Annotated in this window: 26 protein-coding genes; 15 read left to right on the top strand and 11 right to left on the bottom strand. The window is 66.8% G+C overall.

Translation table 11 applies throughout. The features are described 5' to 3' along the window. Positions 1-98: 98 nt before the first annotated feature. Complete coding sequence (locus AC5FRZ_RS14620) at positions 99-863, bottom strand: IclR family transcriptional regulator (protein WP_170092611.1); 765 nt, start codon at positions 861-863, stop codon at positions 99-101. Positions 864-1,033: 170 nt separating this feature from the next. Here AC5FRZ_RS14620 and AC5FRZ_RS14615 point away from each other — a divergent pair, with 170 nt between their 5' ends. From AC5FRZ_RS14615 to AC5FRZ_RS14605, 3 genes are all read left to right on the top strand, one after another. Further along, positions 1,034-2,011 carry a TIGR03557 family F420-dependent LLM class oxidoreductase gene (locus tag AC5FRZ_RS14615; protein ID WP_170092610.1) on the top strand — a complete coding sequence of 326 codons (978 nt, stop codon included), beginning with the start codon at positions 1,034-1,036 and terminating at the stop codon, positions 2,009-2,011. Positions 2,012-2,074: 63 nt separating this feature from the next. Further along, positions 2,075-3,814, top strand: coding sequence for a thiamine pyrophosphate-binding protein (locus AC5FRZ_RS14610; RefSeq protein ID WP_493564949.1), 1,740 nt, complete (start codon positions 2,075-2,077; stop codon positions 3,812-3,814). Between the two features lie 73 nt (positions 3,815-3,887). Beyond that, entirely contained in the window at positions 3,888-5,384 is a 1,497-nt protein-coding gene (locus tag AC5FRZ_RS14605; RefSeq protein ID WP_493564948.1) for a CoA-acylating methylmalonate-semialdehyde dehydrogenase, read from the top strand. A gap of 43 nt (positions 5,385-5,427) precedes the next feature. On the opposite strand, the gene AC5FRZ_RS14600 is transcribed toward AC5FRZ_RS14605, so the two are convergent. Further along, positions 5,428-6,219, bottom strand: coding sequence for an HpcH/HpaI aldolase family protein (locus AC5FRZ_RS14600; RefSeq protein ID WP_493565089.1), 792 nt, complete (start codon positions 6,217-6,219; stop codon positions 5,428-5,430). A gap of 160 nt (positions 6,220-6,379) precedes the next feature. On the opposite strand from AC5FRZ_RS14600, the gene AC5FRZ_RS14595 reads away from it, so the two are divergent. Together AC5FRZ_RS14595 and AC5FRZ_RS14590 are read left to right on the top strand one after the other, a co-directional pair. Continuing rightward, the gene (locus AC5FRZ_RS14595) at positions 6,380-7,462 is read left to right on the top strand and encodes a Gfo/Idh/MocA family protein (RefSeq protein WP_493564947.1); all 1,083 of its coding nucleotides are present in this window, start codon (positions 6,380-6,382) and stop codon (positions 7,460-7,462) included. A 54-nt stretch (positions 7,463-7,516) separates the two neighbouring features. After that, on the top strand, positions 7,517-8,752 hold the full coding sequence (locus tag AC5FRZ_RS14590) for a mandelate racemase/muconate lactonizing enzyme family protein (RefSeq protein ID WP_170092606.1): 1,236 nt from the start codon (positions 7,517-7,519) through the stop codon (positions 8,750-8,752). A gap of 6 nt (positions 8,753-8,758) precedes the next feature. On the opposite strand, the gene AC5FRZ_RS14585 is transcribed toward AC5FRZ_RS14590, so the two are convergent. From AC5FRZ_RS14585 to uvrA, 3 genes are all read right to left on the bottom strand, one after another. Next, positions 8,759-9,580 carry a sugar phosphate isomerase/epimerase family protein gene (locus AC5FRZ_RS14585; RefSeq protein ID WP_493564946.1) on the bottom strand — a complete coding sequence of 274 codons (822 nt, stop codon included), beginning with the start codon at positions 9,578-9,580 and terminating at the stop codon, positions 8,759-8,761. A 901-nt stretch (positions 9,581-10,481) separates the two neighbouring features. Beyond that, complete coding sequence (locus tag AC5FRZ_RS14580) at positions 10,482-11,708, bottom strand: MFS transporter (RefSeq protein WP_170092604.1); 1,227 nt, start codon at positions 11,706-11,708, stop codon at positions 10,482-10,484. A 141-nt stretch (positions 11,709-11,849) separates the two neighbouring features. Further along, positions 11,850-14,870, bottom strand: a complete 3,021-nt coding sequence (gene uvrA, locus AC5FRZ_RS14575; RefSeq protein WP_493564945.1) for an excinuclease ABC subunit UvrA — start codon at positions 14,868-14,870, stop codon at positions 11,850-11,852. A 114-nt stretch (positions 14,871-14,984) separates the two neighbouring features. On the opposite strand from uvrA, the gene AC5FRZ_RS14570 reads away from it, so the two are divergent. Together AC5FRZ_RS14570 and AC5FRZ_RS14565 are read left to right on the top strand one after the other, a co-directional pair. After that, on the top strand, positions 14,985-15,566 hold the full coding sequence (locus AC5FRZ_RS14570; RefSeq protein WP_493564944.1) for an LURP-one-related/scramblase family protein: 582 nt from the start codon (positions 14,985-14,987) through the stop codon (positions 15,564-15,566). 39 nt (positions 15,567-15,605) lie between these two features. After that, positions 15,606-17,003, top strand: a complete 1,398-nt coding sequence (locus tag AC5FRZ_RS14565) for an LVIVD repeat-containing protein (RefSeq protein WP_493564943.1) — start codon at positions 15,606-15,608, stop codon at positions 17,001-17,003. On the opposite strand, the gene AC5FRZ_RS14560 is transcribed toward AC5FRZ_RS14565, so the two are convergent. From AC5FRZ_RS14560 to AC5FRZ_RS14550, 3 genes are read right to left on the bottom strand one after another with little or no spacing between them, the layout of a single operon-like run. After that, on the bottom strand, positions 17,004-18,392 hold the full coding sequence (locus tag AC5FRZ_RS14560) for a ribonuclease FAU-1 family protein (protein ID WP_493564942.1): 1,389 nt from the start codon (positions 18,390-18,392) through the stop codon (positions 17,004-17,006). It lies immediately after the preceding gene. Continuing rightward, a complete protein-coding gene (locus tag AC5FRZ_RS14555; RefSeq protein ID WP_372480204.1) occupies positions 18,389-18,763 on the bottom strand; it encodes a DUF7532 family protein in 375 nt (124 codons plus the stop codon). Before AC5FRZ_RS14555 ends, AC5FRZ_RS14560 begins: the two co-directional genes overlap by 4 nt. Positions 18,764-18,800: 37 nt before the next feature. Then, entirely contained in the window at positions 18,801-18,974 is a 174-nt protein-coding gene (locus AC5FRZ_RS14550; RefSeq protein ID WP_153554456.1) for a preprotein translocase subunit Sec61beta, read from the bottom strand. Between the two features lie 117 nt (positions 18,975-19,091). On the opposite strand from AC5FRZ_RS14550, the gene AC5FRZ_RS14545 reads away from it, so the two are divergent. Continuing rightward, entirely contained in the window at positions 19,092-19,358 is a 267-nt protein-coding gene (locus tag AC5FRZ_RS14545; RefSeq protein ID WP_012807842.1) for a thioredoxin family protein, read from the top strand. 47 nt (positions 19,359-19,405) lie between these two features. Here AC5FRZ_RS14545 and AC5FRZ_RS14540 read toward each other — a convergent pair whose 3' ends face one another. Then, positions 19,406-19,672, bottom strand: a complete 267-nt coding sequence (locus tag AC5FRZ_RS14540; protein ID WP_012807841.1) for a MarR family winged helix-turn-helix transcriptional regulator — start codon at positions 19,670-19,672, stop codon at positions 19,406-19,408. A gap of 202 nt (positions 19,673-19,874) precedes the next feature. Here AC5FRZ_RS14540 and AC5FRZ_RS14535 point away from each other — a divergent pair, with 202 nt between their 5' ends. Genes AC5FRZ_RS14535 through AC5FRZ_RS14525 form a run of 3 tightly spaced genes read left to right on the top strand, consistent with a single transcriptional unit; the run spans position 19,875 to position 22,476 of the window. Next, entirely contained in the window at positions 19,875-20,174 is a 300-nt protein-coding gene (locus AC5FRZ_RS14535; RefSeq protein WP_153554455.1) for an EMC6-like membrane protein, read from the top strand. A gap of 1 nt (position 20,175) precedes the next feature. Further along, a complete protein-coding gene (locus AC5FRZ_RS14530; RefSeq protein WP_153554454.1) occupies positions 20,176-22,005 on the top strand; it encodes a ribosome biogenesis/translation initiation ATPase RLI in 1,830 nt (609 codons plus the stop codon). Continuing rightward, a complete protein-coding gene (locus tag AC5FRZ_RS14525) occupies positions 22,006-22,476 on the top strand; it encodes a hypothetical protein (protein ID WP_493564941.1) in 471 nt (156 codons plus the stop codon). It begins immediately after the preceding gene. Positions 22,477-22,500: 24 nt separating this feature from the next. Here the strand turns inward: AC5FRZ_RS14525 and AC5FRZ_RS14520 are convergent, their stop codons facing one another. Further along, positions 22,501-22,713, bottom strand: a complete 213-nt coding sequence (locus AC5FRZ_RS14520; protein ID WP_018256606.1) for a hypothetical protein — start codon at positions 22,711-22,713, stop codon at positions 22,501-22,503. Between the two features lie 128 nt (positions 22,714-22,841). Then, positions 22,842-23,363, bottom strand: a complete 522-nt coding sequence (locus AC5FRZ_RS14515; protein WP_153554451.1) for an archaemetzincin family Zn-dependent metalloprotease — start codon at positions 23,361-23,363, stop codon at positions 22,842-22,844. 39 nt (positions 23,364-23,402) lie between these two features. Here AC5FRZ_RS14515 and AC5FRZ_RS14510 point away from each other — a divergent pair, with 39 nt between their 5' ends. The 4 genes from AC5FRZ_RS14510 (at position 23,403) to npdG (ending at position 25,840) form a co-directional block, all read left to right on the top strand. Beyond that, the gene (locus tag AC5FRZ_RS14510) at positions 23,403-23,810 is read left to right on the top strand and encodes a UPF0146 family protein (protein ID WP_170092596.1); all 408 of its coding nucleotides are present in this window, start codon (positions 23,403-23,405) and stop codon (positions 23,808-23,810) included. A gap of 28 nt (positions 23,811-23,838) precedes the next feature. Beyond that, on the top strand, positions 23,839-24,720 hold the full coding sequence (locus AC5FRZ_RS14505; RefSeq protein ID WP_170092595.1) for a TIGR01548 family HAD-type hydrolase: 882 nt from the start codon (positions 23,839-23,841) through the stop codon (positions 24,718-24,720). Positions 24,721-24,758: 38 nt separating this feature from the next. After that, complete coding sequence (locus tag AC5FRZ_RS14500) at positions 24,759-24,962, top strand: hypothetical protein (RefSeq protein ID WP_012807834.1); 204 nt, start codon at positions 24,759-24,761, stop codon at positions 24,960-24,962. Between the two features lie 209 nt (positions 24,963-25,171). Further along, positions 25,172-25,840, top strand: coding sequence for an NADPH-dependent F420 reductase (gene npdG, locus AC5FRZ_RS14495; protein ID WP_493564940.1), 669 nt, complete (start codon positions 25,172-25,174; stop codon positions 25,838-25,840). Positions 25,841-25,985 lie beyond the last annotated feature (145 nt).

Here is a 25,985-nt window from a genome sequence, read left to right as displayed (position 1 = left end):
AATCGTTTGCGAGAGACGAACGACTTTCGCCACCGCTCGACGGCTGGCCGGTCTGATCCTCGATGCGGCACTATCGTACAGACGTAGGGCCGACGGTATCAGGAGAACTGCGCGTTGATCTCGATGACGTTGGCCGACCGCGTCACCAGGTTCGGGAGTTCGTCTTCGTACAGCGGTCCGCTGAAGCGACTGGCCGGCCCGGAGATGCTGATCGCGCCCATCACTTCGTCGTTCATCGTGATCGGAGCGGCGACACAGCGAAGCCCCTCGATGCGCTCTTCGCGGTCGAAGGCGTAGCCACGCTCGCGTATCGCTTCGAGTTCGTCGAACAGCTCCGGCCGGGTGGTGATCGTCGCGTCGGTGAACGCCGGCAGTCCGTGCTCGTCGACGATCGCTTCCACCCGGCTCTCGTCCATCCGTGCGAGCATCGCCTTGCCCAGCGAGAGACAGTGGAGATGCGCCCGGTTGCCGACCGACGACGCGGTCTGGACGGCGTCTTCGCCCTCGGTCTTGTAGATGTACACCGCCTTTCCGTGCTCCTCGGTGGCGAACTGCGCGAGCTCTCCACACTCCTCTGCCAGATCGTCCAGTTCCTTGCGCACCACGTCGTAGATCTGGAGGCGGTCTTTGACCGTCTCTGCGAGGTCGAGATACTGGAGGCTCAGCCGGTACGTGCCGTCGTCGTTCACGACGTACTCGTTGTCGACGAGCGTCGCCATGTGTCCGTGGACCGTCCCTTTCGATCGGTTCACCGCGTCGGCGATCTCCGTGATCCCGGCGCTCTCGACCGACTGGAGGAACTCGATGATGTTCAGGCTCGTCTGTACCGCGTCCACCGTTCGGGACTGGTGCTCGCTGGCCATGCCCGGCCGTACAGGCTACTGATACATAGTCGTTCGGCTAGTGCGAACGGTATGGTACGTTCGTGGTATCCGAACGGACCGTCGAGTGGCGGCGACGCTCGACGCGACACCACGGCGGTCTGTCCCACAGGGAAAAGGCTATACGGTTCTCGCCGAAATCCCGGGATACGATGGTCGCAGTCGATTACATGGCCCACCAGGAGCAGTACAGTCCGTCGGAGCTACTGGATTTCTCCGAGCTCGCTGCGGCGAACGGCTTTGACTTCATCTGGACCTCGGATCACTTCCACCCCTGGTTTCACACGGACGCAGAGGCGGGGTTCGCGTGGTCGTGGCTCGGGGCGGCGATCGAGCGCGTCGACCTCCCGGTCGGGACGTGCGTGACGCCGGCAGGCGAACACTACCACCCAGCGCTGGTCGCCCAGGCCTTCGCCACGCTCCAGTCGATGCACGACGAGCGGGTCGTCCTCGGGCTGTCGACCGGCGAGGCGATGAACGAGAAACCGCTCGGACACGAGTGGCCCGAGTACGACGTCCGGCGCAACCGCCTCGAAGAGACGCTGGAGATCGTCCACGGGCTCTGGGAGAACGACGGCTTCTACAGCTACGAGGGCGAGCACTACGAGGTCGACGACGCCCGCCTCTACACGATGCCCGACGAACGACCCGAGGTACAGATCGCGGCCAACGGTCCCAGCACGGCGTCGCTGACCGGCGAGTACGGGGACGGGTTCATCACGGTCAAGACCGGCGAGGAGTACACGGAACGGATGTACCCGGCGATCAGGCGGTACGCGACAGACGCCGGCCGAGACCCCGACCAGATCGAGACGACGCTGCTCGTGATCGCGTCCTACGACGAGGACCGCGAGCGGGCACGCGAATCGACCCGACCGTGGTGGGCGACCACGCAGGACGTCTTCGACCGCGCGCTGGCGAACCCGAAGGCGATCGAGCGCGAGGGGGAGAAGGCCACGCGCGAACAGGTCGAGGCGAAGTTCCTCATCGCCGACGACCCGGCCGAGATCGCCGGCCAGCTCGAAGCGTACGCGGAGATGGGCTTCGACCGGATCGCGCTCGGCAACACCAGTCCGGAGCCGGAACGGTTCTTCGAGGTGATGGGCGACGAGGTCATCCCGTCGCTGTGAGCGTCATCGGGTCGGCCGCTTTGAGGTACGTTTAATAATTGGGGTTCCGTCGGTACGCACGAGATGTCTCGAATGAACGGTGGCGAGATTATCGCCACGTATCTGGAGAAGGAGGGCGTCGAGTACCTCGTCGGGATTCCCGGCCACGGGAGCACGAACCTGCTCGACGCCTTCAACGACTCCGACGTATCGGTCGTCCAACCGCGTCACGAGCAAGGTGCCGCTCACCTCGCAGACGGGTACGCCCGCGTGACCGGCGAGCCACTGGCCGTTTTCACCTCGATCGGCCCCGGCGCGACCAACACGGTCACCGGCGTCGCGACGGCCTACGTCGACTCGATCCCGATGGTCGTCTTCACCGGCGCGCCACAGACCCACGAGTACGGCCAGGGGATCCTCCAGGAGATCGAACGCCAGAAGCCCGGCGACTTCCCGAGCGTCATGGAGCCGGTCACGAAACAGAGCTTCGAGGTCCGCTCCGTCGAGCAGCTCCCACGCGTGCTCCGGCGGGCCTTCCAGATCGCCCGCTCCGGCCGTCCGGGTCCGGTTCACGTCGACGTGCCGATGGACGTACAGGGCGCTGCCGCCGACGTGACGCTGCCCGAACCCACCCAGCACCGGCCACACAGTCGCCCCGGTGGCGATCCGGAGACGGTCTCGGAGGCGGCGACGCTGCTGGCCGAGGCCGACCGGCCGGTGATCGTTCCCGGCGGCGGGACGATGCTCGCGGAGGCCTGGGACGAGGTGCAAGCGCTGGCCGAACACCTCCAGGCACCCGTCGTCCCGACGTTCCAGGCCAAGGGGATCATCCCCGAGGACCACGACCTGTTCGTCGGCTACGCGGGGTGGATCGGCTCGACGGCCGGGAACGAACTCGCGTCCAACGCCGACACGATCCTCGCCGTCGGCTGTCGCTTCACCGATATGCACACCTCGTCGTTCGAGGCGGGCGTCAGCTTCGAGATCCCGCCGAGCAAGCTGATCCACGTCGACATCGATCCCCAGGAGATCGGGAAGAACTACCCCATCGAGGTCGGCATCCAGGGCGACGCGAAGGTGGTCACTCGCCAGCTCACCGAGCAACTGCGCGAGCGGATAGAGCCGGTCTCGACCGACGACAACGACTACTACGCGGAGATTCAGGAGCTGTGGGACGAGTGGGCGGCGATGGTCCAGGAGCGCTGGGACGACGACAGTGTCCCGATGAGCATCTCCCGCGTGCTGGCGTCGCTGCGCGAGGTGTTGCCCAGAGACGGCGTCGTCGTCTCCAGTGCCGGCCAGCCCCAGGAGACGGTCAACCCCGAGTTCCCGGTGTACGAGCCCCGGACGAACGTCTCCTGTGGCGGCTTCTCGACGATGGGCTTTGGCGTCTCGGCGGCGATCGGTGCCAAACTCGGCAAGCCCGACAGCCCCGTCGTCGACATCGAGGGCGACGGGAGCTTCCTGATGTGTAACCAGGAGGTGGCCGCGGCCGTCGAGCACGGCGTCGACGTGACCTACCTGGTCCTCAACAACCGCGGCTGGAAGTCGATCCGGAACCTCCAGGTCGACAAGTACGGCTGGGACCGTGTCCTCAACACGGAGTTCGACGAGGACGCCGGGGTCGACTACATGGCGATGGCCGACTCGTTCAACCTCGACTACGCCGAGCGCGTCGTCAAGCCCGAGAACCTCGACGCCGCCCTCGAAGACGCGGTCGCCCACGACGGGCCAGCGATGGTCGAGGCAGTCGTCGAGCCCGACAACCCCGACTCCGGCGCGATCGTCACCGGCGAGTGGGATCTCGCCGACCTCGAAGAGTAAGCCTCGGCCGCGCGCTGCCGGCGGTCCCGGCTGTCGTAACATCTATGTGGTCTCGTCCTGACTCCATCAACGCATGACACGCAAGCACGAGCAGCCCTCAGCAGCGACTGCGATCCCCGACGCCGTCCGGAACTACGTCGGCGGCGAGTGGGCGTCCGGGTCGGCGGACGGCCAGCCGGTCGTCGATCCGGCTACCGGAGAGTCCCTCGCCGACGTACCGTTTTCCAGCGCCGACGACGTCGACGACGCAGTCCAGACGGCCAACGACGCCTTCGAGGAGTGGCGGCGAACGCCACCGGTCGAGCGGGTCCAGTACCTCTTCGACCTGAAACACGAACTGGAAGCGCGGGAAGCACAGATCGCGCACGCGCTCTCTCGGGAGCACGGCAAGACCGTCGCGGAGGCCCGCGGGGAGATCCGCCGCGGGATCGAGAACGTCGAAGTCGCCACCGGCATCCCGAACATGCTCCGCGAGGCCAGCGGGACCGTCGAAGACGTCGCCCCTGGGATGGACGAGACGGCCGTCCGCCAGCCACTGGGGACCTTCGCCGCCGTCACGCCGTTCAACTTCCCGTCGATGATCCCGCTGTGGTTCCTCCCCTACGCGGTCGCGACGGGGAACACCTTCGTCCTCAAGCCCAGCGAGAAGGTGCCCCTCACCGCACAGCTCATCTTCGAGGCGATCGAAGCCGTCGAGTTTCCCGACGGCGTCGTCAATCTCGTCAACGGCGGCGTCGAGACGGTCGACGCGCTGCTGGAACACGACGGCATCGAGGGGGTCTCGTTCGTCGGTTCGACGCCGGTCGCTCGACACGTCTACGAGACCGCCGCCCAGCACGGCAAGCGCGTCCAGGCCCAGGGCGGCGCGAAGAACTTCGCGGTCGTCACGCCGTCGGCCGAACTCGACCAGTCGGTGCCAAACATCGTCGGCTCGGGCTACGCCAACGCCGGGCAGCGCTGCCTGGCCAACGACGTGGTCGTCGCCGTCGGTGACGTGTACGACGAACTGCGTGGCGCTCTCGTCGACGCGGTCGAGGACCTGACCGTCGGACGTGGCCTCGAGGAAGACACCGACGTCGGCCCGCTCATCACCGGCGCGTCTCGCGAACGGGTCACGGAACTGATCGCCGAGGCCGTCGAGGAGGGCGCGGAGGTCGTCGTCGACGGACGCGGCTTCGAACACCCCGACTATCCCGACGGCAACTTCCTGGGGCCGACGCTGTTGGCGGGCGTCACGGCCGACATGGAGATCGCCCAGACCGAGATCTTCGGCCCGGTGCTGTGTCTCGCCGCACAGCCGTCACTCGACGACGCCATCGAGATGGTCGACGGTACGGAGTACGGCAACGCCTCCTCGATCTTCACCGAGGACGGCAGCGAGGCACGCCAGTACCGATACGAGGTCGACGCCGGCAACATCGGCGTCAACGTCGGCGTCTGCGCGCCGATGGGATTCTTCCACTTCGGTGGCACCAAGGAGTCGTTCTTCGGTGACCTCCACGCGCAGGGCGAGGACGCCGTCGCCTTCTACACGGACAAGACGATCGAGATCGAGCGCTGGTACAGCTAGTCCGACGCTGTCCGCCTCGAACGCCGACCGAGCGCGCCGATCGTCAGTCCTGTTCTGCGGGGGTCGTCTCCTCGAAGGCGGCGTCGTACCGGTCGATGGCTTCGTCGACGCCGTCCATCAGCAGTGCGACGTCCTTCCCGGCGATGAGGAAGTCGTGGCCCTGCTGTACCCGTGTGTCGATGTCGTCGAGGTCGGTGACCAGCGTCCCGACCGGAACGTCCGCGTCGTTCCCGGCCTCGATGACCGACGCCATGGCGGTCGTGAGCGACTGGGAGTCCCACTCCGCGAACTTCCCCAGCGCACCCGAGAGGTCCGCGGGGCCGACGAACAGGGCGTCGACGCCGTCGACGGCGGCGATCTCGGCGGCGTTTTCCAGTCCCTCCTCGGTTTCGATCTGTGCGATCGTGAGGATCGTCCCGTTGGCGTTCGCGACGTACTCCTCGAAGTTCCGGCCGTACTCTGTCGCTCGACTGCCCGCGATCCCCCTGATGCCGTCGGGCGGGTACTGCACTGCGCGGACGAGTTCGCGGGCTTCCTCGGCCGTCCCGACCATCGGGACCATGACGCCAGCGACGCCGATATCGACGACGCGCTTCAGTCGGACGGGATCGTTCCACGGGACCCGGACGACCGTCTCCGTCTCGCCGTCGGCGGCGTCGACGCTCCGCGCGATGCTCTCGACGGTCTCTAACCCCATCGTCGTGTGCTCCATGTCGACGAGGAGGAAGTCGATATCGAGCTGTGCTACCGCCTCTGCGATCGTGGGATGGCCGACGGAGATCCACGTCCCGAGGGGCGACTCTCCGGCCTCGATTGCGTCTTTGACGTGTGTCATTTGTGGGGATGACACAGCGACTCCTGGGCACTCGCCGGTCGCTGCGTCGTGTGTCTTCGTCTCCCCTCTGGGACGCCAGTGCAAATAAATCACGGGGTCGCGGACACCGGCCACCCCGTCTATCGGAAGTTATAACACCGACTGTCCGGATACGGCGTATATGCGATTCGGTATCATCGGGTGTGGCACGATCGCGCAGATCATGCACATCCCGTACGTGACGGAACTGCCCGACCTGGAGCTGTACGCGCTGGCCGATCCCGCTACCGAGCGGGTCACGACGCTGGGCGAGCGGTACAACGTCCCCCACCGGTACGAGTCGGCGGACGAGATGATCGCCGAACGCGGCGCGGAACTCGACGCCGTGATCGTGTTGACGCCGCCGAGCCAGCACGCCGACGTGGTCGAGACGACGCTGGGCGCGGAGATCGACACGCTCGTCGAGAAACCGCTCTCGGTCTCGGTCGCGGACGCCGATCGGATGGTCTCGGCGGCCGAGGCGGCCGACGCGACCGCGATGGTCGCCTACAACAAGCGCTACGCGCCCGCCGTCGAGGCCGCTCGCGAGGAGATCGCGGCACTCGATCAGGTCGACAAGATCACCGCCTACGACGTGGACCCGAACCACGGACGCAACATCGACGAGGTGTACGACCTCGTCGACGGAGCGGTCCCCGAGTCGGTCATCGAGACGACCCGCGAGAAGCAACTCGCCGACAGCAAGCAGGTGATCGACAGCGACGACGACGAGCTGGCCGACGACTACCACTGGCACCTCGAACACATCTGTCACGACGTGAACCTCTTGCGGGGGCTGTTCGGCGGCGTCGAGTCGATCGACCACGTCGACCTGTACGCCGACGGACGGTACGCGACCGCGAACCTCGTCTACGAGGGCGGCCGGCGGTGTACGCTCGACTCCGGGCTCTCGGATCGCAAGTGGTTCGAGGAGTTCGTCCGCGTCGACTCGCCGACGGGGATGATCGAACTGTCCTTCGACGACCCCTTCATCCGGAACTCGCCGCCGTCGGTACGGGTCAAGCGCGGCACCGACGAGATCTCCGACGAGACCCGAACGCCCTCCTACGAGGAGAGCTTCAAGCGAGAGGTCGAGCACTTCGTCGCCTGTATCCGCGGCGACGCCGAGGTCCGGACCCCCTTCGAAGAGGGACGGGCCGACGTGCGCCTGATCGCCGATCTGTTCCGACAGACTCAGGGAGCGCCGCTGCTGGGCGATTACTGACGCGAGACGGACCGTAACCACTAAGCGAAACCACACGTCGATACACGACAACACATGTACGAAGACTTCGCATCGACGCTCGCAGCGACTATGTGGGCCGACTTCGACGAACAGCCCCGCCGGGCGGACGGTCCGCCGGGCGAGATCACCGACGTACAGACGGTGGTCGTCGACGGCAACTTCCCGTGGACGATCGTCACCGTCGAGACCAGCGAGGGGGTCACCGGGATCGGGGAGTGTTACCCGTCGCCGGGCGTCCACGAGGTCATCACCGACTACCTCCGACCGGTGCTGGTCGGCGAAAATCCGACCGACGTCGAGCGACTGTACAACCTCATGCGCGAGAGCCTCTCCGGACGCGGCTCACAGCAGGGGATCGGGACGATCGCGATCAGCGGCGTCGAGATCGCGCTGTGGGACGCCGCGGGGAAACTCCTCGGCCAGCCCATCTATCAGCTTCTGGGCGGCAAGCTGCGCGAATCGGTCGCCGTCTACGCGGACTGTCACGCTGGCGAGGCGATGGTCGAATCCGCCAGAGAAGGGCAGGAGACCTCGACGTACGACCCACAAGCGTACGCGCAGGCGGCCCGGGGGGCCGTCGACGACGGGTTCGACATCGTGAAGTTCGACCTCGACGTGCCCTCTGGCCGGGAGATCGACACGCTCTCGCGGCACTTCGACCCGCCGGAGATCGAACACAAGCGCCGCGTCGTCGAGGCCGTCACCGACGAGATCGGCCACGACGCCGAGGTCGCGGTCGACCTCCACTGGAACTTCAGCCCCGAGACGGCAGAGCGACTCTGCCGTGCGATCGAACCGTACGACCTGGCCTGGATCGAGGACCCGCTCCCGCCCGAGAACACGGACGCGATGCGGGAACTGAAACGCCGGGTCGACGTGACGCTGTTGACCGGCGAGAACCGCTACGGCCGCCACGGCTTCCGCGACCTGGTCGCCGAGCAGGCCGTCGACTTCCTCGCCCCGGACGTTCCGAAGACCGGCGGCATCGCCGAGACCAAGAAGATCGCCGAGCTGGCCGAGACCTACTACCAGGCGCTCGTCCCCCACAACATCGGCAGCCCCGTCGCGACGGCGGCGACGGTCCACGTCGGTGCGACGGTCCCCAACTTCGTGGCCCTGGAGTACCACGCTCGCGAGGTCTCGTGGTGGGACGACCTGCTCGTCCGCGACGAGCCGTTCATCAGCGACGGCCGCATTCAGGTGCCCGACGGACCGGGCCTCGGCGTCGAACTCGACTGGGACGCCGTCGAGGACCACCGCAAGCACTGATCGGCGCTATCGCCCGTCGACAGACAGCTCGTTCCAGCGGTCGATGTTCTCCTTGGCGTGGACGAGTCGCTTTTCGGTCTGGTTCTCGATCTCGATCGTGTAGTGGCCCTCGTACCCCGCCGCGTCGAGGGCGTCCGCGAGCGCCCCGAACTCCAGGACGCCGTCGCAGAGGTCCGTGAACGACCGGAAGTAGTTGATCACGTTGTCCAGGTGGAAGTCCCCGTCGGTGAGCGCGTCCCGGTTGTCGGCGAACCCCTGACCGGGAGCCACGTCCTTGAGGTGGACGTACGCGATGTCGTCGCCGAACCGCTCGACGGCGTCGGTCACGTCGCCCTCGGGAAAGTGGTCGCCGTACGGGTAGTAGTGTGCCGTATCGAAGAGCAGTTCCAGCCCCTCGACGGCGTCGAGGTAGTGACGGATCTCCGACGGCCGTTCGACCGCCGTCGCGCCGTGGTGGTGAACGACCGGACGCAGGCCGGCGTCCAGCGCCGCGTCGCTGACCCGACTCAACCACGTCTCGACCGTCGCTTCGTCGTGTCGCCCTCGCTGTGGCGGGAGCAAGCCGAGGAACTCGGCACCGAGATCGGCGATCGTCGGCACGTCTTCGACGATCCGCTCGACCGCCTCATCGCTCTCTATCCACTCGCTCATCACGCAGTACAGTTCGAGGTCCGCATCGGCGAGCCACCGCTTCAGCGTCGCGGTGTCGTTGTCCCGGACCTTCCCGAGGCCGATCTCGATCCCGTCGTACCGACAGGCACCGATGTCGCTGATCGCGGTCTCGACGTCTGTCGGGTCGTACATCATCGCCGTGTATCCGGTACCCATGTGTCGGGCTATCACGACTCGCCGAAAAATAGCTTCCGACTGATACTGCTGGCTGTCACTGTTTCGAGACCTCGCGACCACGAGGTCGCGATATGCTTCACAGACGTACAGCCGACAGTATGAGACGACGGTCTGTCGCTCTCGCTGTTGTTCGGCGGTGGCGAACGACTCTGACTCGCTGCTGGCCGTCTACACCGGATTCCGGACTCGTAGCTCCGTATTGGGGCGTTCGCGCTGTTTCCCACGATAGCGGCGTTCGTGAGATGCGAACGAAATGAACGTAACACTCTCTGGCGACGCGGCCGACCGATCGATCACATAACGACCGTATTGCTGTTATTCGAACGCCACCGACGAGTGGTCTGTTACCGGGTTCTCCGCACGGATCGTCGGTCCCGATTTTCGGCTGGAAGCACGCTTCAGGCGTCGGTTCGCGGAATTTCTGGTAATCTCCTCCGTTCGTCCTGCCCGAACGACGTCGATCGAAGGCCCTTCCCCAGCGATCTCCGCACACGCCAGAAAGCTAGTCGTCGCCAGCGTTTCAGGCTCGTACTGGGCGATTGCGTTCTGCTCTGTCTCAGTTTTTCGTTCGCTCGCTCCAAACGCATGTACTTCCGCCAGATGCGTCGTATGTGTTGACTCTCCTCGGTCGGCAGGTATAAAACAGACGGTCTATCTCGAAAAGGCCTATATTGAAACTATACTTCCTCGTTTTCTGGCCGAAAACTCGAAACTAGGGCGATAGTCTCGTCGAAACTTCGAACCTATCGCCGGTAGCGTGTTAAATGAGTGTAGACTAGCTATCTCGACGGACAAACATCGATCACTCTCTCCTGCCGTGATCTCCGTTCCGTCGAGTCGGCCAGGTACCCCCGTTCTCGGCTCGCGTCGGTCTCCCCGCTCAGCGGTCGAACAGCCACAGCGCCGCCGTGAGCCCGGTCGCGCCGACCAGTGCCGCCGCCAGCAGCCCGAACGCGACCCGAAAGCTCGCCACGTCCGAGAGCCAGCCGACGATCGCCGGGGCGACCGCGCCGGCCCCCATCAGCAGCGTCCGGACGACGCCGAGGCTCCCGCCGGCCACGTCCTCGGGGACGACCGCCATCAGATACGCACCCCGGACCGGCCGATATCCGTGCGCTCCCAGGCCGAGCGCGACGACGGCTCCGCCCAGCGCGAGCGGCCCGCCGGTCGGCGCGAGCGTCAGGATCGCGAGCAGTCCCGCGGTGGCGACGGCGAGTGTCACTAGCAGGACGGGGGCGGTCCCGATCCGATCGCTCACCTCGCCGGTGACCAGCTGGACGAGGCTGACGACGAACAGGGCCGAAAACAGCAGGTTCGCGGTCGCGCTGGACAGCGCGGTCTCGCTGGCGAGATACAGCGGGAGGAAGGCGACCGCGCCGTTGTAGGCGAACGAAAAGCAGATCGTCACGAGCACGAAGCCGGTGAACTGCCACTCGCGAAACATCGTGAGGTAACTGCCCGGCGAGGCGGTCACGTCGCCGCGGCCGCTCCCGGTCGAGGCGGTACTCGACGACGCGAGTCGGCGCGGGACTCGCCTGCCGAAGGCGACGGCCAGGCCGACCGTCGCTAGCCCGCCCGCGAGAAACACCGTCCGCCAGCCGGCACCGCCGACCGCGTCGTGGCCGGTGACGGCGACGACCGCCGCCGGTGCCGCGACGCCGCCGAAGGTCCCGAAGGTGTCGAACACCCCCAGCGCCCGCCCGGTCCGCGACGGGTAGATCCCGGAGAGGAGGCGCACGCCGACGGTCTTGTACGCGCCCGTCCCGGCCCCCATCAGGAGCATCGCGGCCACGAGCACCCACAGCGGGGCGTCGACGACGAGCACCAGCGCACCGACCGCCGCGACGCCCGTGCCGGCGACCAGCACTCGAACCGACCCCAGCCGGTCGGCCAGTGCCCCCGAGGGAAACTGCATCGCCGCGTAGACCAGCATGAATCCGGTGAAGGTTGTCCCCAGCACGGTCCGCGAGACGCCGTAGCTCTCACCCAGGGTTCCGAACAGCGGCGGAAAGGCATAGCGGAGGAACTTCCCGAAGAACCACAGCGACGCCGTCAGGACCAGCGCGTCGAAGCGAGCCAGCCCGCGGAGGCGCGCGGCGAGGGTCACGATACGGGCAGTGGCCCGCTCTGACGGAAATACGTGTCGGCTCGCTCGCTGGCGACCCGAGTCGTCCGGTTCGCTCGAACGCCGTGCAGAGAGTCGCTACCTCGGAGTGGCGAACTCGGTCACAGACGACAGCCGACAGTATCAGTCGTCGTCCGCGGCGGGCTGGGCCACGTCTCGGTCGGCGCGTGGCCCCTCCAGATCGACCTTCGGGAGCAAGTCTCGGAGGTACTGGCCGGTGTAGGAGTCGTCCGTGCGGGCGACGGTCTCCGGCGTCCCTTCGGCGACGATTCGGCCGCCGTTCTCGCCGCCTTCCGGGCCGAGGTCGACGATGTGGTCGGCGTTTTTCACCAGATCGAGTTCGTGCTCGATGACGACGACGGTGTTGCCCTCGTCGGTGAGGCGGTGGAGCACGTCGATCAGCTTGCGCTCGTCTTCGGGGTGGAGCCCGGTCGTCGGTTCGTCGAGCAGGTACAGCGTCTCGCCGGAGTCTTTCTTCCCCAGTTCCTCTGCGAGCTTGATCCGCTGGGCCTCCCCGCCCGAGAGCGTCGTCGAGGGCTGGCCCAGCCGCATGTAGTCCAGGCCCACGTCTTTCAGGAGCTTCAGGCGGCGGCGGATGCCGGTGTGGCCCTCGAAGAAGTCGTAGGCCTCCGCGACGCTCATGTCCAGCACGTCGGAGATGGTGGCGTCCTTGTAGGTGACGTCCAGCGTCTCGTCGTTGTACCGCGCCCCGTCGCACTCCTCGCAGGGGACGTACACGTCAGAGAGGAAGTTCATCTCGATTTTGACGTTGCCCTGGCCGCCACAGGCCTCACAGCGACCGCCTTTGACGTTGAACGAGAAACGGCCCTTCTCGTAGCCTCGCTGCTTCGCGAGGTTCGTCTCGGCGAACAGCTCGCGGATGTGATCGAAGACGTTTGTGTAGGTCGCGGGGTTCGAGCGCGGCGTGCGACCGATGGGCGACTGGTCGATGAGACGGACGGTCTCGATCTCGTCGATCCCCTCGATGTCGTCGTGCTCGCCGGGGTTCACGTCGGTGTCGTTCATCCGCCGGACGAGGCCCTTGTACAGCACGTCGTGCATCAGTGTCGACTTGCCCGACCCAGAGACGCCCGTAATGGCGGTGAAACAGCCGATCGGCAGGTCCACGTCCAGATCTGCGAGGTTGTGCTGGCGTGCCCCCTCGATCGTGAGGTGGGTGTCCGACGCTCGGCGGTCGTCGGGGACGGGGATCGTCCGCTCGCCCGAGAGGTACTCGCCGGTGACGCTGTCGTCGCTCTCGATCACGTCGTCCATCGAGCCGTTGACGACGACCTCGCCGCCCCGTTTGCCCGGACCGGGGCCCATGTCGATGATGTTGTCGGCCCGGCGCATCGTCTCGGTGTCGTGTTCGACCACGAGGAGCGTGTTGCCGAGGTCGCGCAGCTCCGCCAGCGTGTTCAGCAGTCGGTCGTTGTCCCGCTGGTGGAGTCCGATCGAGGGCTCGTCGAGCACGTACAACACGCCGACCAGTCCGGACCCGATCTGGGTCGCCAGCCGGATGCGCTGGCTCTCGCCGCCGGACAGCGTCGACGCCTCTCGGTCGAGGGTGAGATACTCCAGGCCGACTTCCTCCATGAACCCGAGCCGAGCGCGGATCTCTTTGAGGATCTCTTCGGCGATCTTCGTGTCGCGTTCGTCCAGCGACGCTTCCAGCCCCTCGAAGTGTTCCAGCGCGTCGCCGATCGACATCCGGTTGACCTCGGTGATCGACGTACCGTCGGAGGAAACCTCCGACGACGTTCCGCTCGCATCGCTCGCGGAACTCCCGCCGACGAGGACGTGCCGGGACTCCGCTTTCAGGCGGGTGCCCTCACACTCGGGACAGGTGGTGACGGCCATGAACTCCTCGATGTGTTCGCGGGCGCGGTCGCTGTCGGTCTCGACGTGGCGACGTTCCAGGTTCGGGATCACGCCCTCGAAGCGCTCGGTCTTCTCGCGGGTGCCGTTCTTCGTCTGCCACTCGAAGTGGACGAGTGAGTCCGTTCCGTAGAGGAACTGGCGCTGGATCGACTCGTCCAGCTCCTCGAAGGGCGTCTCCAGGGAGACGCCGAAGTGGTCCGCGACGTTGTCCAGCTGCCGGGAGTAGTAGGTACGATCGTAGCTCCAGGGTTCGAAGACGTGCTTGAGCGGCTTCGAGCGGTCCTGAATGACGAGTTCCTCGCTGACCTCCTTGGTCTCGCCGAGTCCCTCACACTCCGGGCAGGCCCCGTGAGGGCTGTTGAACGAGAACGAGCGAGTCTCGATCTCGGAGATGTCGATCCCGCAGTGGGTACACGCGAGGTCCTCGGAGAACTCGACGACGAGGCGGTCGCGGTCGCTGTGGTCCTCGCTGTCGCCGGTCCCCGCGAGATCGCCCGTCGAGCGCGCCGTCGCCCCGCCGAGGGACACGCCCTCCGGCGGGTCCGGGAGGATCACCTTCGTGATACCCTCCCCTTCTTCGAGGGCCGTCTCGACGGAGTCGGTGATCCGCGAGCGGGCGTCAGCGCTGACGCTCACGCGGTCGACGATCACGTCGATCGTGTGGTCGTAGTTCTCGTCGAGTTCGGGGTCGTCGATCGTCAGGTCGTAGGGCTCGCCGTCGACCTCGACGCGGGCGTACCCCTCGCCGACCAGCTCCTCGAACAGCTCCTCGAAGGCCCCCTTCTGGTCGCGTACGACCGGTGCGGCGATCTTCGCGCGGGTCCCCTCGGGCAGGGACAGCATCCGACGGACCATGTTCTGTGCGGACTGCTCGCCGACCTCGCGACCACACTCCGGACAGTGTGGCGTTCCGATGCGGGCGTACAGCAGGCGCAGGTAGTCGTGGAGTTCGGTGACGGTCCCGACCGTCGAGCGGGGGTTGTTGGCGGCGTTCTTCTGGTCGATCGAGATGGCCGGGGAGAGGCCCTCGACGGTCTCGACCTGTGGCTTGTCCATCTGGCCCAGGAAGTTCCTGGCGTAGGCCGACAGCGACTCGATGTAGCGGCGCTGTCCCTCGGCGTACACCGTCTCGAAGGCCAGCGAGGACTTGCCCGATCCCGACAGCCCCGTCACGACCGTCAGCTCCTCTCGCGGGATCTCAACATCGATGTCCTTGAGGTTGTGTTCCTCCGCACCGCGGACCTCGATGTACTCTCGTGTCATCTACGGCCCCCTGAGCACTGGGGGCGTGAAACGCTGTCGGTCCGTCGCTGCCACTCGTTGGCTCTGTCACCATCAGACACAAAATTAATGGCGAAATCGCCTGAGCGTCTGGACATGAGTGCCCTCTCGAAGTACGACATCCAGGGACTGGATCTGACCGACAACAGCTACACCGTCGAACAGTCGCTGGTCCGCAACAAGTACAAAGCGATGGACGCCGCCGGCAACGTCGTCGTCCGCGGCAAGCAGAAGATGTTCAAGATGAAAGAGGAGTTCCCCTTCACGGACGGGGACGGCAACGAGGTCTTCACGGTCAAAGCCGGCGGCATCATCGACGTGGCCGGCAACTACGTGCTCTCGGACGCCCAGACCGGCGAGGACCTCGTGGTCCTCGACAACGACTACTCGGTCATGCAGGACACCTGGACGATCCGCGACGCGGGCGACGAGCGCGCCATCGCGAAGATCGACTCTCGTGGTGCCGCGGTGACGCTCGCGCGCAACCTCCTCCCGTTCGGCGCGATCATCCCCCACAAGTACGAGATCACCGACGTCGACGGCAACCACGTCGGCTCCATCGAGGGACAGTTCTCGCTGCGGGACCGCTACGAGATCACCATCGACAACGCGAGCAACGTCCCCAAGGAGGCCGTCATCGCCGCCTCGATGGTCATCGACGCGATCCAGGGGAACTGACGCCCCAAAGCTTCTCCGTCCACGCTCCTCAGTGAGCGTATGCGTCGCCGCCCCCTCCTTCGAACGCTCGGCAGCGGTCTCGCGCTCGGGAGCGCCGGCCTCGCGAGCGCCCACCCGACTGCCACCAGCGACGGGACGCCGCCCGCCGAGACGCCGGACAGCCAGCCCCTCGGGACGGTCTCGATCGAGAACGTCCGCGAGATGGTCCTGAGTCCCGACGGGACGGTCGCCTACGTCGCCACCGTCGACGGCTTCACCGTCGTCGACGTCGCCGACCCGACCGAGATGCGGGTGCTGGCTCGCGAGCAGCTCCTGGCCGACCACGCCGACGGGCCGCTGTCGGGGATCTGGGACCTGCACTGTGACGGCGACCGGCTGCTCGTGGCCGGCCCGGCAAACGGTGGGCGCGACTCGGTCCGTGGTTTTGGCTACGTCGACGTGTCCGATCCCGCCGATCCCGAGGTCCTCGCCGAACACGAGGTCGAGTTCTACACCCACAACTGCGTGCTCGCGGACGGCGTCGGCTACTTCACCGGCGGCGGGATCGACGGCTCGCCCCTGGTCGTCGTCGATCCCGAGAGCGGGACAGAACTGGCCCGCTGGAGCGTCGTCGACGTCGACGACCGCTGGGGCGAGTTGCCCTTCGGGATGGTGAACCTCCACGACGTGTGGGTCCACGACGACCGCGCGTATCTGGCCTACTGGGACGCCGGCACGTGGTGTCTCGACGTGTCCGATCCCGACGAGCCGACGCTCGTCTCGCGGGTGCGTGGCCGCCCGCTCGAAGCGTTGCTCGACGTTGCCAACAGGCGACGCGAGCGCACGGAGCCGCCGGGCAACGACCACTTCGTCACCGTCGACGAGACCGGCGACCTGCTGGGGATCGGGACCGAGTCCTGGGCGGCGGCCTCGGGCTCGACCGGTCCGGGTGGGATCGCGTTCTACGACGTGAGCGACCCGGCAGCGCCCAGGCGGCTGGGGGCGATCGACCCGCCGCCGACGCCTGATCCCACCCGCGGCGGCGTCTGGACGACCGCCCACAACTTCGACCTCGTCGACGGGCGCTGCTACGCCGCCTGGTACCAGGGCGGGGTCACCGTCCACGACGTGACCGACGCGACAGAGCCCGTCGAGCGGTTCCACTGGCGCGACGCCGGCCGCGGGAAGTTCTGGACCGCACAGCTCGCCGCGCCGGGCGAGTTCTTTCTGGGGGCCAGCATCGGTGCGTTCGGGGTCAACACCAGTGCAGACTCACCCCTGGAGTCGGCGCTGTTCGCGTTTCCAGACCAGCGCCCGGCCGACGGCGCGCCGACGACCGACGGCACGTCGGAACAGGCGTCGACGCCCACCAGCGAGACCGGAGCCGGCGCTGGTGTCGGTGCGGGGCTGCTCGGACTGCTCGGTGCCGGCGCGTGGTACCGACGCCGCTCCGGGTGATCACTCCAGGCCGTGTTTGACGGCCTTCGCGACGCTGCGGGCCTTCTCGGCCAGTGCCGCTGAGACGTGGCCCGCCTCGACCGCGGCGTCGAGTTCGTCGTCGTCGACCCGTTCGACGCGACCGTCGGCGTGCTTGACCACGTCGACGTGGAGGTCGACGTAGCGGACCGCGTCGGGGAACACCTCGACGGGCGTACAGACGTTGACGTAGGTGCCTCGTTTGGTCCCGTCGGCCCCCTCGTAGACGGTCGGATACCACCAGCGCCCTTCCTTGACCTTCGTCGTCGCCACGTCGCCGGCCTGGCGGTCGACGCCGAGCGCGTCGTAGGTGCCCCCCGGCGACATCTCTCGCTCGACGGTCACCGTGCCGTCGGGCTCGACGGACTGGACCGCCGCGTCGCCCAGCGTGTACAGCCGACCGTCGGGCTTGCCGTGATCGAGGCGGACCGTGTCGCCGGCCGTGGGGCCGAACTGGCTCGCGACCGCGGTGAAGGGAAAGTCCTGCTCGCCGGTCAGAAAGCCGTCGGCGACCGCTTCGGCCAGGTCGACGCCGGCCGAGGCACTCCGCGAGCCCGCCTTGATCCGGTGGTGACCCGGCATCGTTGCCGTCACCGCGTCCCGCACGTCGTCCAGTGCGAAGCGACTCTCGCGGCCGAACCAGACCCACGCCGTCGACTCGGGGGCGGCGTGGCGCTGCGGTGCGTCGTCGGCCGGTGCGGGCGCGTCGGCGAGGGCGTCGTCCAGCGCCGCCGCGCGGTCGTTGGCCCGTTCCAGCGCATCGCCCAGTGCGTCGAGGCCGGCGTCGTCGCTGTGGCGGTGCCAGGAGCTTCCCCAGCCGTCGACGGGATCGGCCGGGAGGATGTCGGCGAGTTCCGGACCGGTGTGCTCGATCGTCTCGCCGCGGACGAGCGTCACCAGCGAGCCGTGGGCCCGGATCGTCGTGGACAGCGTCGCGCGGTCGCCGCTCCAGGGCGGGCTCGGCTCGTCGACCTGGACGCGGAGCCGATCGCCGTCCTCGATCCGGTGATCGGTCTCGCCGTAGGGCAGGTACCCCTCGCCGTCTCCGAGGGACACGATCGCGCCCCCGCCCAGCGTCTCGGTCACCGCTCCGTCGTAGATCGCGCCGCGGGGGGTCGGATCCGGCCAGACCAGCGCGTCCCGACCCACGTCCGCCAGGCGCTCGGAGACCGTCTCGACGGCGTCGGGCTCGCCGGTCACGCGAACGCCCTGCCGGTCGGCTGTCGTCTCGACTGTCGCCGTCGCCGGTTCGTGGGTAAACTCGGCGTCGAACCGGTCGACGATCGGCGGCGAGGGCTGGACGACGCCGGGTTCGTCCCGGAACAACTCGGTCAGTGCGGTCGTGTAGATCCCCCTGATCCGGACGGTCATAGCGCGTCGTCGTCGTGCGCGAAGCGCACGCGGTCGTCGACGGTCGGACCGAGCGTCAGTTCGACCACGTCCTCGCCCAGGACGCGTCCGCCCTCGACCGGGACGCCCCACGAGTCAAAGCGGAGGTAGCCCCGAATGTCGTCGGCGTGGGTAAAGAGGTCGAGATACGCCAGGGCGTGTTCCTGCACGTCGCTGGCGCTGTGTGCCATCTCCATGTCAGAGTAGATCGTCTCTCGGTCCGCGAAAAACGCCTCTAGGGCCGTGGCTGCCTCGTCGGTGGCCGCGACGACGGCCTCCGAGGCGGCGGCGATCTCGTCGGTCGAGAGGCCGGCCTCGGCCAGTGCCTGCTGCTCGCGCTGGCTGAAGTGCATGGACGGCCGTTGCGACGGAGCGATGAAAAGCCCGCTGTTACACTGCGCCCAGCATGAACAGCGCGTTGAGCATGAGGATCAACACGCCAAAGAGGACGCCGAATGCCACGACCGACCGGGGATCCATTCGGATCGTGTTGTTGTCTTCCGCGTCGAAGTACCGGACGAGTCCGGCACTGGACATCAGTCCGCCGCTGTCGCTGCTGCTCATACAGAACCGTCGTCGGTCCCGCCGAGTAAGCCTTTCCCTTTCGTCCCTCGCCACGGGCAGGATCCGTCGTGGTGACAATCCTTATCTGGGCCCACCGGCTACCTCCAACGAGTACCGATGACAGTCACGCTCAAGGACTTCTACGCAGACTGGTGTGGTCCGTGCAAGACGCAGGATCCGATCCTCGAAGAACTGGAAGCCGACTGGGGCGACGTGAGCTTCGAGAAGATCAACGTCGACGAAGAGCAGGACGTGGCCAACGAGTATCAGGTCCGCTCGCTGCCGACGCTGATCGTCGAGAACGACGACGGCATCGTCGAACGGTTCGTCGGCGTCACCCAGCGCGAAGATCTCGAAGACGCCCTCCAGCAGGCTTCGGCGTAGTCTCCCCGTTCTCACCGTTCACGTACACGTCCGGCCGCGAAAACGAGTCAGTCAGAGACGGCTGCGTCGGCCTGTTCGGCTCCGGAGTCAGTGATCTCGTAGAGGTTCTGTCTCGCGTCTGCGAAGTAGACGTCTTCCTCGATGACGCCGACCTCGTCGAGGCGTTCGAGCGCGTAGCGGACGGTCCGCGCCGAGAGCATCGACTCCTCGACGATCCCCTTCTGGGTGAGTGGACCGTCGTACTCCAGAACCTTGTACACGAGCTTCGCGCTCGGTGGAAGGTCCGCGATGGCCTCCCCGTCGGTTTCGGTCATCACCTGTCACGAGTGGCGCGGGCTCCATAAAGATTGAGGAGTTGCGCCGAGCAACGAACTGTGCTGCCCGTACTGCTCCGTATCGCGGGCGTTCTGGGAGTGGTTCGACTCGCGACCGCACTCGACGCCGACCCGTCGTGATCGCGCTATCGACCGTGCCCGAACCGGGCGGCTTTTGGTCCCCGACGGCGGACCATAGCGTATGGCAACGGACACGGTCGAGGGCATGAGTTCGCACTTGCGCGGACTCACTGTCACGACACTGGCGGCCCTCTCTGGGTTAGCCGCCGGTGTCGCGGCCAACGAGATAGCGGCCGGCGCGGGTGATCGACTCGCGGTCGCCGTGCTGATCGCAGCGATCGTCGTTCAGTTCCCGATCCTGAGTGTACTGGGCGTCGACATCGACGACTTCTCCGCGAAGGACTACCTGTTCGTCGCGTTCATGACGTTCTCGCTCTGGTTCGTCTCGTGGGGAATCCTCCTGACAACGGCGACACTTTAACATGGCCGACGATAGCATTGCGGTCGTCGACCTCGACCGATGTCAGCCCGACCGCTGTAACTACGAGTGCATGAACTTCTGCCCGCCCAACCGGACGGGCAAGGAGTGCATCGTCAAGCGCGGCGACGCGTACGACGAGGACGACAACTACGCCGGCAGCGACGACCAGGTGTGGATCTCCGAGGAGATCTGTCTGGGCGAGTCCTGTGGGATCTGCGTCGAGAAGTGTCCCTTCGACGCCATCGAGATCATCAACCTCCCACAGGAACTCGGCGACGAGCCGGTCCACCGCTACGGCGAGAACTCCTTCGCGCTGTACGGTCTGCCCGCCCCCCAGGAGGGTCGGGTCACCGGGATCCTCGGCCCGAACGGGATCGGGAAGACGACGGCCGTCCACATCCTCGCCGACGAGATGACGCCGAACCTCGGTCGGTTCGACGAGGAGCCGGCCTGGGAGGCCGTCATCGACGAGTATCGGGGCACCGAACTGCAGGACTACCTCGAAGACCTGCGGGACGGCGACATGACCGTCGCACGCAAGCCCCAGTACGTCGACCAGATCCCCGATCAGTTCGACGGGACAGCCAGCGAGCTGCTCGAACGAACCGACGAACGCGGTGCGCTGGACGACCTGATCGAGCGGACGGGGATCGCCCCGGTCGTCGACAACCACATCGACGACCTCTCTGGCGGGGAGCTCCAGCGGGTCGCGCTGGTCGCGACGCTCGCTCGCGACGCGGACTTCTACTTCCTCGACGAGATCACCCCGTACCTGGACATCGGACAGCGGATGACCGCCGCCCAGCTGATCCAGGAGCTGGCCGAGGACGAGGACCGGTCGATGCTGGTCGTCGAGCACGACCTGGCGATCCTGGACCTGCTGGCCGACGCGCTCCACGTCGCCTACGGTGAGCCCGGCGCGTACGGGATCATCACCAGCCCGAAGTCGACGAAAAACGGCATCAACGAGTACCTCTCTGGCTATCTCGACAACGAGAACATGCGCTTTCGCCAGCAGGAGATCGAGTTCGAGGAACACGCCCCACGCTCGGTGTCGACGGGCGACGTGGTCGCCGAGTACCCCGACCTCACGAAGTCCTACGGCGACGGCGAGTTCTCGCTGGACGTCGAGGCCGGCCAGATCCGCGAGAGCGAGGTGCTGGGCGTCGTCGGCCCGAACGGAATCGGGAAGTCGACGTTCGCGAAGCTGCTGGCTGGACGGCTCGAACCCGACGCGGGAACCGTCGACGCCGACCTCGACATCGCGTACAAGCCCCAGTACATCGAGATCGACCAGCCGATGCGGGTCGACGCCTTCCTGTCCTCGATCACGGACGACTTTGGCTCGTCGTACTGGAACACCGAGATCGCCCAGCCCCTCCAGCTCGATGCGGTGATGGAGCAGCAACTCACCGATCTCTCTGGCGGGGAGCGCCAGCGCGTCGCCATCGCGGCGTGTCTCTCGGAGGACGCCGACCTCTACCTGCTGGACGAGCCCTCGGCCCACCTAGACGTGGAACAGCGTGTGCTCGCGACGAGCGCGATCCGACGGTACGCGGAGAACCACGACGCGACGGCGATGGTCATCGACCACGACATCTACATGATCGATCTCCTCTCGGATCGACTGCTGGTCTTCGACGGCGAGCCGGCAAAGCAGGGCCACGCCAGCCCGCCCGTCGAGATGCGCGAGGGGATGAACCAGTTCCTCTCGAACCTCGACGTGACCTTCCGCCGGGACGAACGGACCTCCCGGCCCCGGATCAACAAACCGGGATCGCAGCTCGACCGCCAGCAGAAACGCGACGGTGAGTACTACTACGCGCCGTAGATGATTCCGGGCGAAGCGAGTGACGTTCGCCCCGCCCGTCTGCTCCTATCGTTCGTCCTCACAGCGGTCCTGCTCGGTGGGTCGCTGTTCGTCACGTTCGGGACGGAGTGGGGGTGGGACCGCCAGTTCTTCCGCGCGGTCGTCCTGCTCTCGGCGCTCCTGCTCGGAGTGGCTGCCATCGGACGGTTCCAGCGGTATCGTCGTCCTGCCGGTCTCTTCTTCCTCGGCGTGCTCGTGTTCTGGATCGGCGTCGCCGGTGGCGCGTGTCGACAGCCGCTGCTCCGGGAGAACGCGACTTGGCAGTTCGCGTACGACTGGGGTGCAAACGTTTTCTACTTCGGATGGCCCCAGGAGACGCAGCTGGGATACACGTGCTTCGGGGAACCGAACCGACCGCTCACGGTGCTTGGCTATCTCTGTAGCACCGCCGGGACCGCGCTGGGGCTCAGTGGGTTCGATCCGGCCGAGTAAGTGGTGATCGAGAGACCCGCGGCTCTAGGACACGGGATCCGGTTCTCCGACCTCTGCCCCGTCGACGGCGTCGTCCAGTCCGTCCTCAATGTCGACGCCGCCGCCGTCGTCTGGGAGCTCGCGGTCGCTGCGCTTGGCCGCCCGGTCCTGTGACTCGGTCACGGCGTCGTCACCGGTGACCGACACGAAGATGTCTCCGAGTTCGTCGATACGGGCGGACTCCTGTGTCTTGCTCATACACTGTGGCATAAGTTAACATGCACAATAACGACGATACCTAACTGAGTTGGCACCATCGCCTCTCGTCGTCGTCAGCGGCTGCTCGTCGACGGGAGTCAGCGACGAGACCGCACTCAGGAGAGCGACTACGTCACCTGTGTCGCACAGGAGCCACACAGCGACTGCTCTTTGACGTCGACCTCGCGGACCGTGGGGGAGAACTTCATCACGCAGCGTTCGTTGTCACAGTGTTCCAGGCCCAGCGTGTGGCCGATCTCGTGGACGACCTCCTTCCGGACCCGGTCGCCGAAGATGTCGCTCGCCGACCGATTCGAGAAGCCGCCGTCGGAGGAGGTCTGGAGCCGGTGTGTCGAGATGACGCTCCCGCTGCCACTGAGGTAGGCCAGGCCGAAGACGTAGTTGCGCCGCCGGTAGTACAGGTCCTGTGGCGTGATCGCGATGTTCTTCTCACCGCTCCCGATCCGCTGGGCGAGATCGATGAACTCCTCGGCCCGGTACTGGTCCCGGTTGCCGTCGTACGCACCGGTGGGGATCGGTTGGGGTTCGTGCATCGAGACCTCGCAGTCGTAGACGGTCCGCAGTCCCTTGGAGGCCTCGCGCTTGACCCGTGCCGAGACGTCTCCCACCGGCACGACGTCAACGTGCATGCGAAGCCATATGTGCCGATGTGACATAAACATCCCGCCGTGAACGACCCACGCAGCGCTCTCGTCGCTCGATTGGCCGACTTCGAGCGCGTCGTCGAGGTCGGCGTCGGCCGACGGCCGGACGTGGCACGACGACTCGCCCAGCGGGGCGTCGACGTGACCGTCACGGACGTGGTTCGGCGAGACGTGCCGCGGGGGCTCACCTTCGTCCTGGACGACGTGACCGATCCAGCACCGGGCGTCTACGACGACGCCGAGGCCGTCTACGCGCTGAACTGCCCGCCCGAACTGCACCGTCCGCTGCGCGCCCTCGCCCGCGAGCACGGTCTGGCGTGTTCCTTCACGACGCTCGGCGGCGACCCGCCCGCCGTCGCGGTCGACCGCGAGCAACTGCCCGGCGGCGAGACGCTGTACCGCGTCCGCGAGGACGGTCCGAAAGACAAGTGAAATGACCGGCGGCCACCTTCCGGGTGGTATGCACGTGGATGCGGTCGTCCTGGACATCGACGGCGTGCTCGTCGACGTGGCCGACTCCTACCGACGGGCCATCGTCGAGTCCATCGAGCGGCTGTACGGCGAGACGATCGACCGGTCGGCGATCCAGTCGTTCAAGGACGCTGGCGGGTTCAACAACGACTGGGAGCTGACACACGCCGGGGCGCTGTACGTGCTCGCGAGCCGCGAGGGGCTCGACCAGACGGTCGAGACCTTCACCGACGGGATCGCCAAGCGGGGCGGTGGACGAGACGCCGCCGAGGCGATCGTCCGGGAGGCGCTGACGCCAAACGCCCGCGAGGACGTCTTCGACGCCTGGGACCCCGACCAGCTCCGGGACGTGTTCCAGCTGCTCTATCTGGGCGCGGAGCTGTACCGCGAGATCGAGGGCCGCGAGCCCCGCATCGCCGAGCCGGGGTTCGTCAACGACGAGCCGGTCATCGTCGATCCGGAGACGATCGCGGCCCTGCAGGCCGACTACGACGTGGGCGTCGTCACCGGCCGCCCGGCCGCAGAGGCCGACATCGCGCTGGAACGGGCCGGCCTCGACGTGGCCGACGAGCACCGCTTCACGATGGACGACTGGGAGGCCGGCAAGCCCGACCCCCACGCGCTGGTGACGCTGGCCGAGCGCTTCGACGCCGACCGGATCGCCTTCGCCGGGGACACGCTCGACGACGTGCGGACGGCCGTCAACGCCAACGAGGCCGACGACCGAGTGTACGACGGTATCGGCGTCCTCACCGGTGGGCTCACGGGCGAGACGGGACGACAGAAGTTCAGCCGTGCCGGCGCGGCCGCCGTCGTCGAGAGCGTCGACGACCTCCCCGACCTGCTCTCCCCGCGGTCGACGGACCGTTAGGGTCGCTCTTTTTGCCCGTTCGGGACCGATCGAACGGTATGGATCGAACGGATCTGCTGTGGTTCGTCGGCCTCACCGTGACGCTCGCGGTGTTCGGGCTCGTCCTCGGCGTACTCGTCGTCCCCCCGGACCCCGCCTCGCAGCTGTTCGTCGGCGTCCAGTGGGTCGTGCTGTCGCTCGTCCTCGCGTACCTGATCGTGCTCCGGGGCGAGCCGGGACCGCCGCTCCTGGGCGACGACTGACACGACCGGCTGTACATCTGTGACCGATTTCGCCACCCCGGGGTGGCGAAGGTTCAGCCGGCAGTACGAGACGGAGTCTCGTCGCCGTTCGCCCGGTCGACCGTACGACGACTCTCTCTACAGCTGTCTGGGCGACACACGAGCGCCAGACATCGGCAAGTAGCGGGAGTGTGACAACACTTATTCGGTGTTCGCTCCAGCCTTTCGGTATGGAAATCGCCCTACTCGGTGGCACTGGCGACATCGGCGAGGGACTGGCACTGCGGTGGGCCGCTGACTCCGCCCACGACGTGCTCGTCGGCTCGCGCGATCCGGAACGTGCAGCAGCGAAAGCGACGGAGTACGCGACGGCACTCGACGAGCGCGGCCGTGACGCGAGCGTCGAGGGACTGGGCAACGTCGAGGCCGCCCAGCGCGCGGACGTGATCGTCACTGCCGTCCCGGCCTACCACCTCACCGACACCGTCGAGTCCATCGCGGACGAACTCTCCTCGGACGACGTACTCGTCTCCCCCGCGGTGGGCATGAAACGCGACGAGGACGGCTTCCACTACAACCGGCCCGGCGTCGGCAGCGTCACGCAGCTCGCGGCCGACGCTGCGCCCGACGACGTACCCGTCGTCGGCGCGTTCCACAACCTCGCGGCCGGCCGGCTCGCCGACCTCGACGCCGACCTCGACTGGGACACCGTCGTCGTCGGCGACGAGCCCGACGCCAAAGACACCGTGATCGAACTGGCCGAGTCGATCGAGGGACTGCGCGCGCTCGACGGCGGCCCGCTAGCCAACGCCGCGGAGATCGAGGGACTGACGCCGCTGCTGATCAACGTCGCCCGACACAACGACGGGCTCCACGACCTCGGCGTCCGATTCCGGTAGTCGCGGGAACCACTCACAACGGCAGCTGTCCCGTCCCCCGCTCGTCTATGCGGGGACGACCGTGATCGTCTTGCCGCGGTCGATGGCCTGCTCCACGACCTTTTTGCTGCGGGGGATGTCCTCGCTCACTCCGTTCGCTGCGGGC

The sequence above is a fragment of the Halomicrobium sp. HArcht1-1 genome (assembly GCF_058933285.1).
The sequence above is the reverse complement of the archived record's forward strand: the minus strand, read 5'-3'. Positions and strand labels throughout refer to the sequence as shown.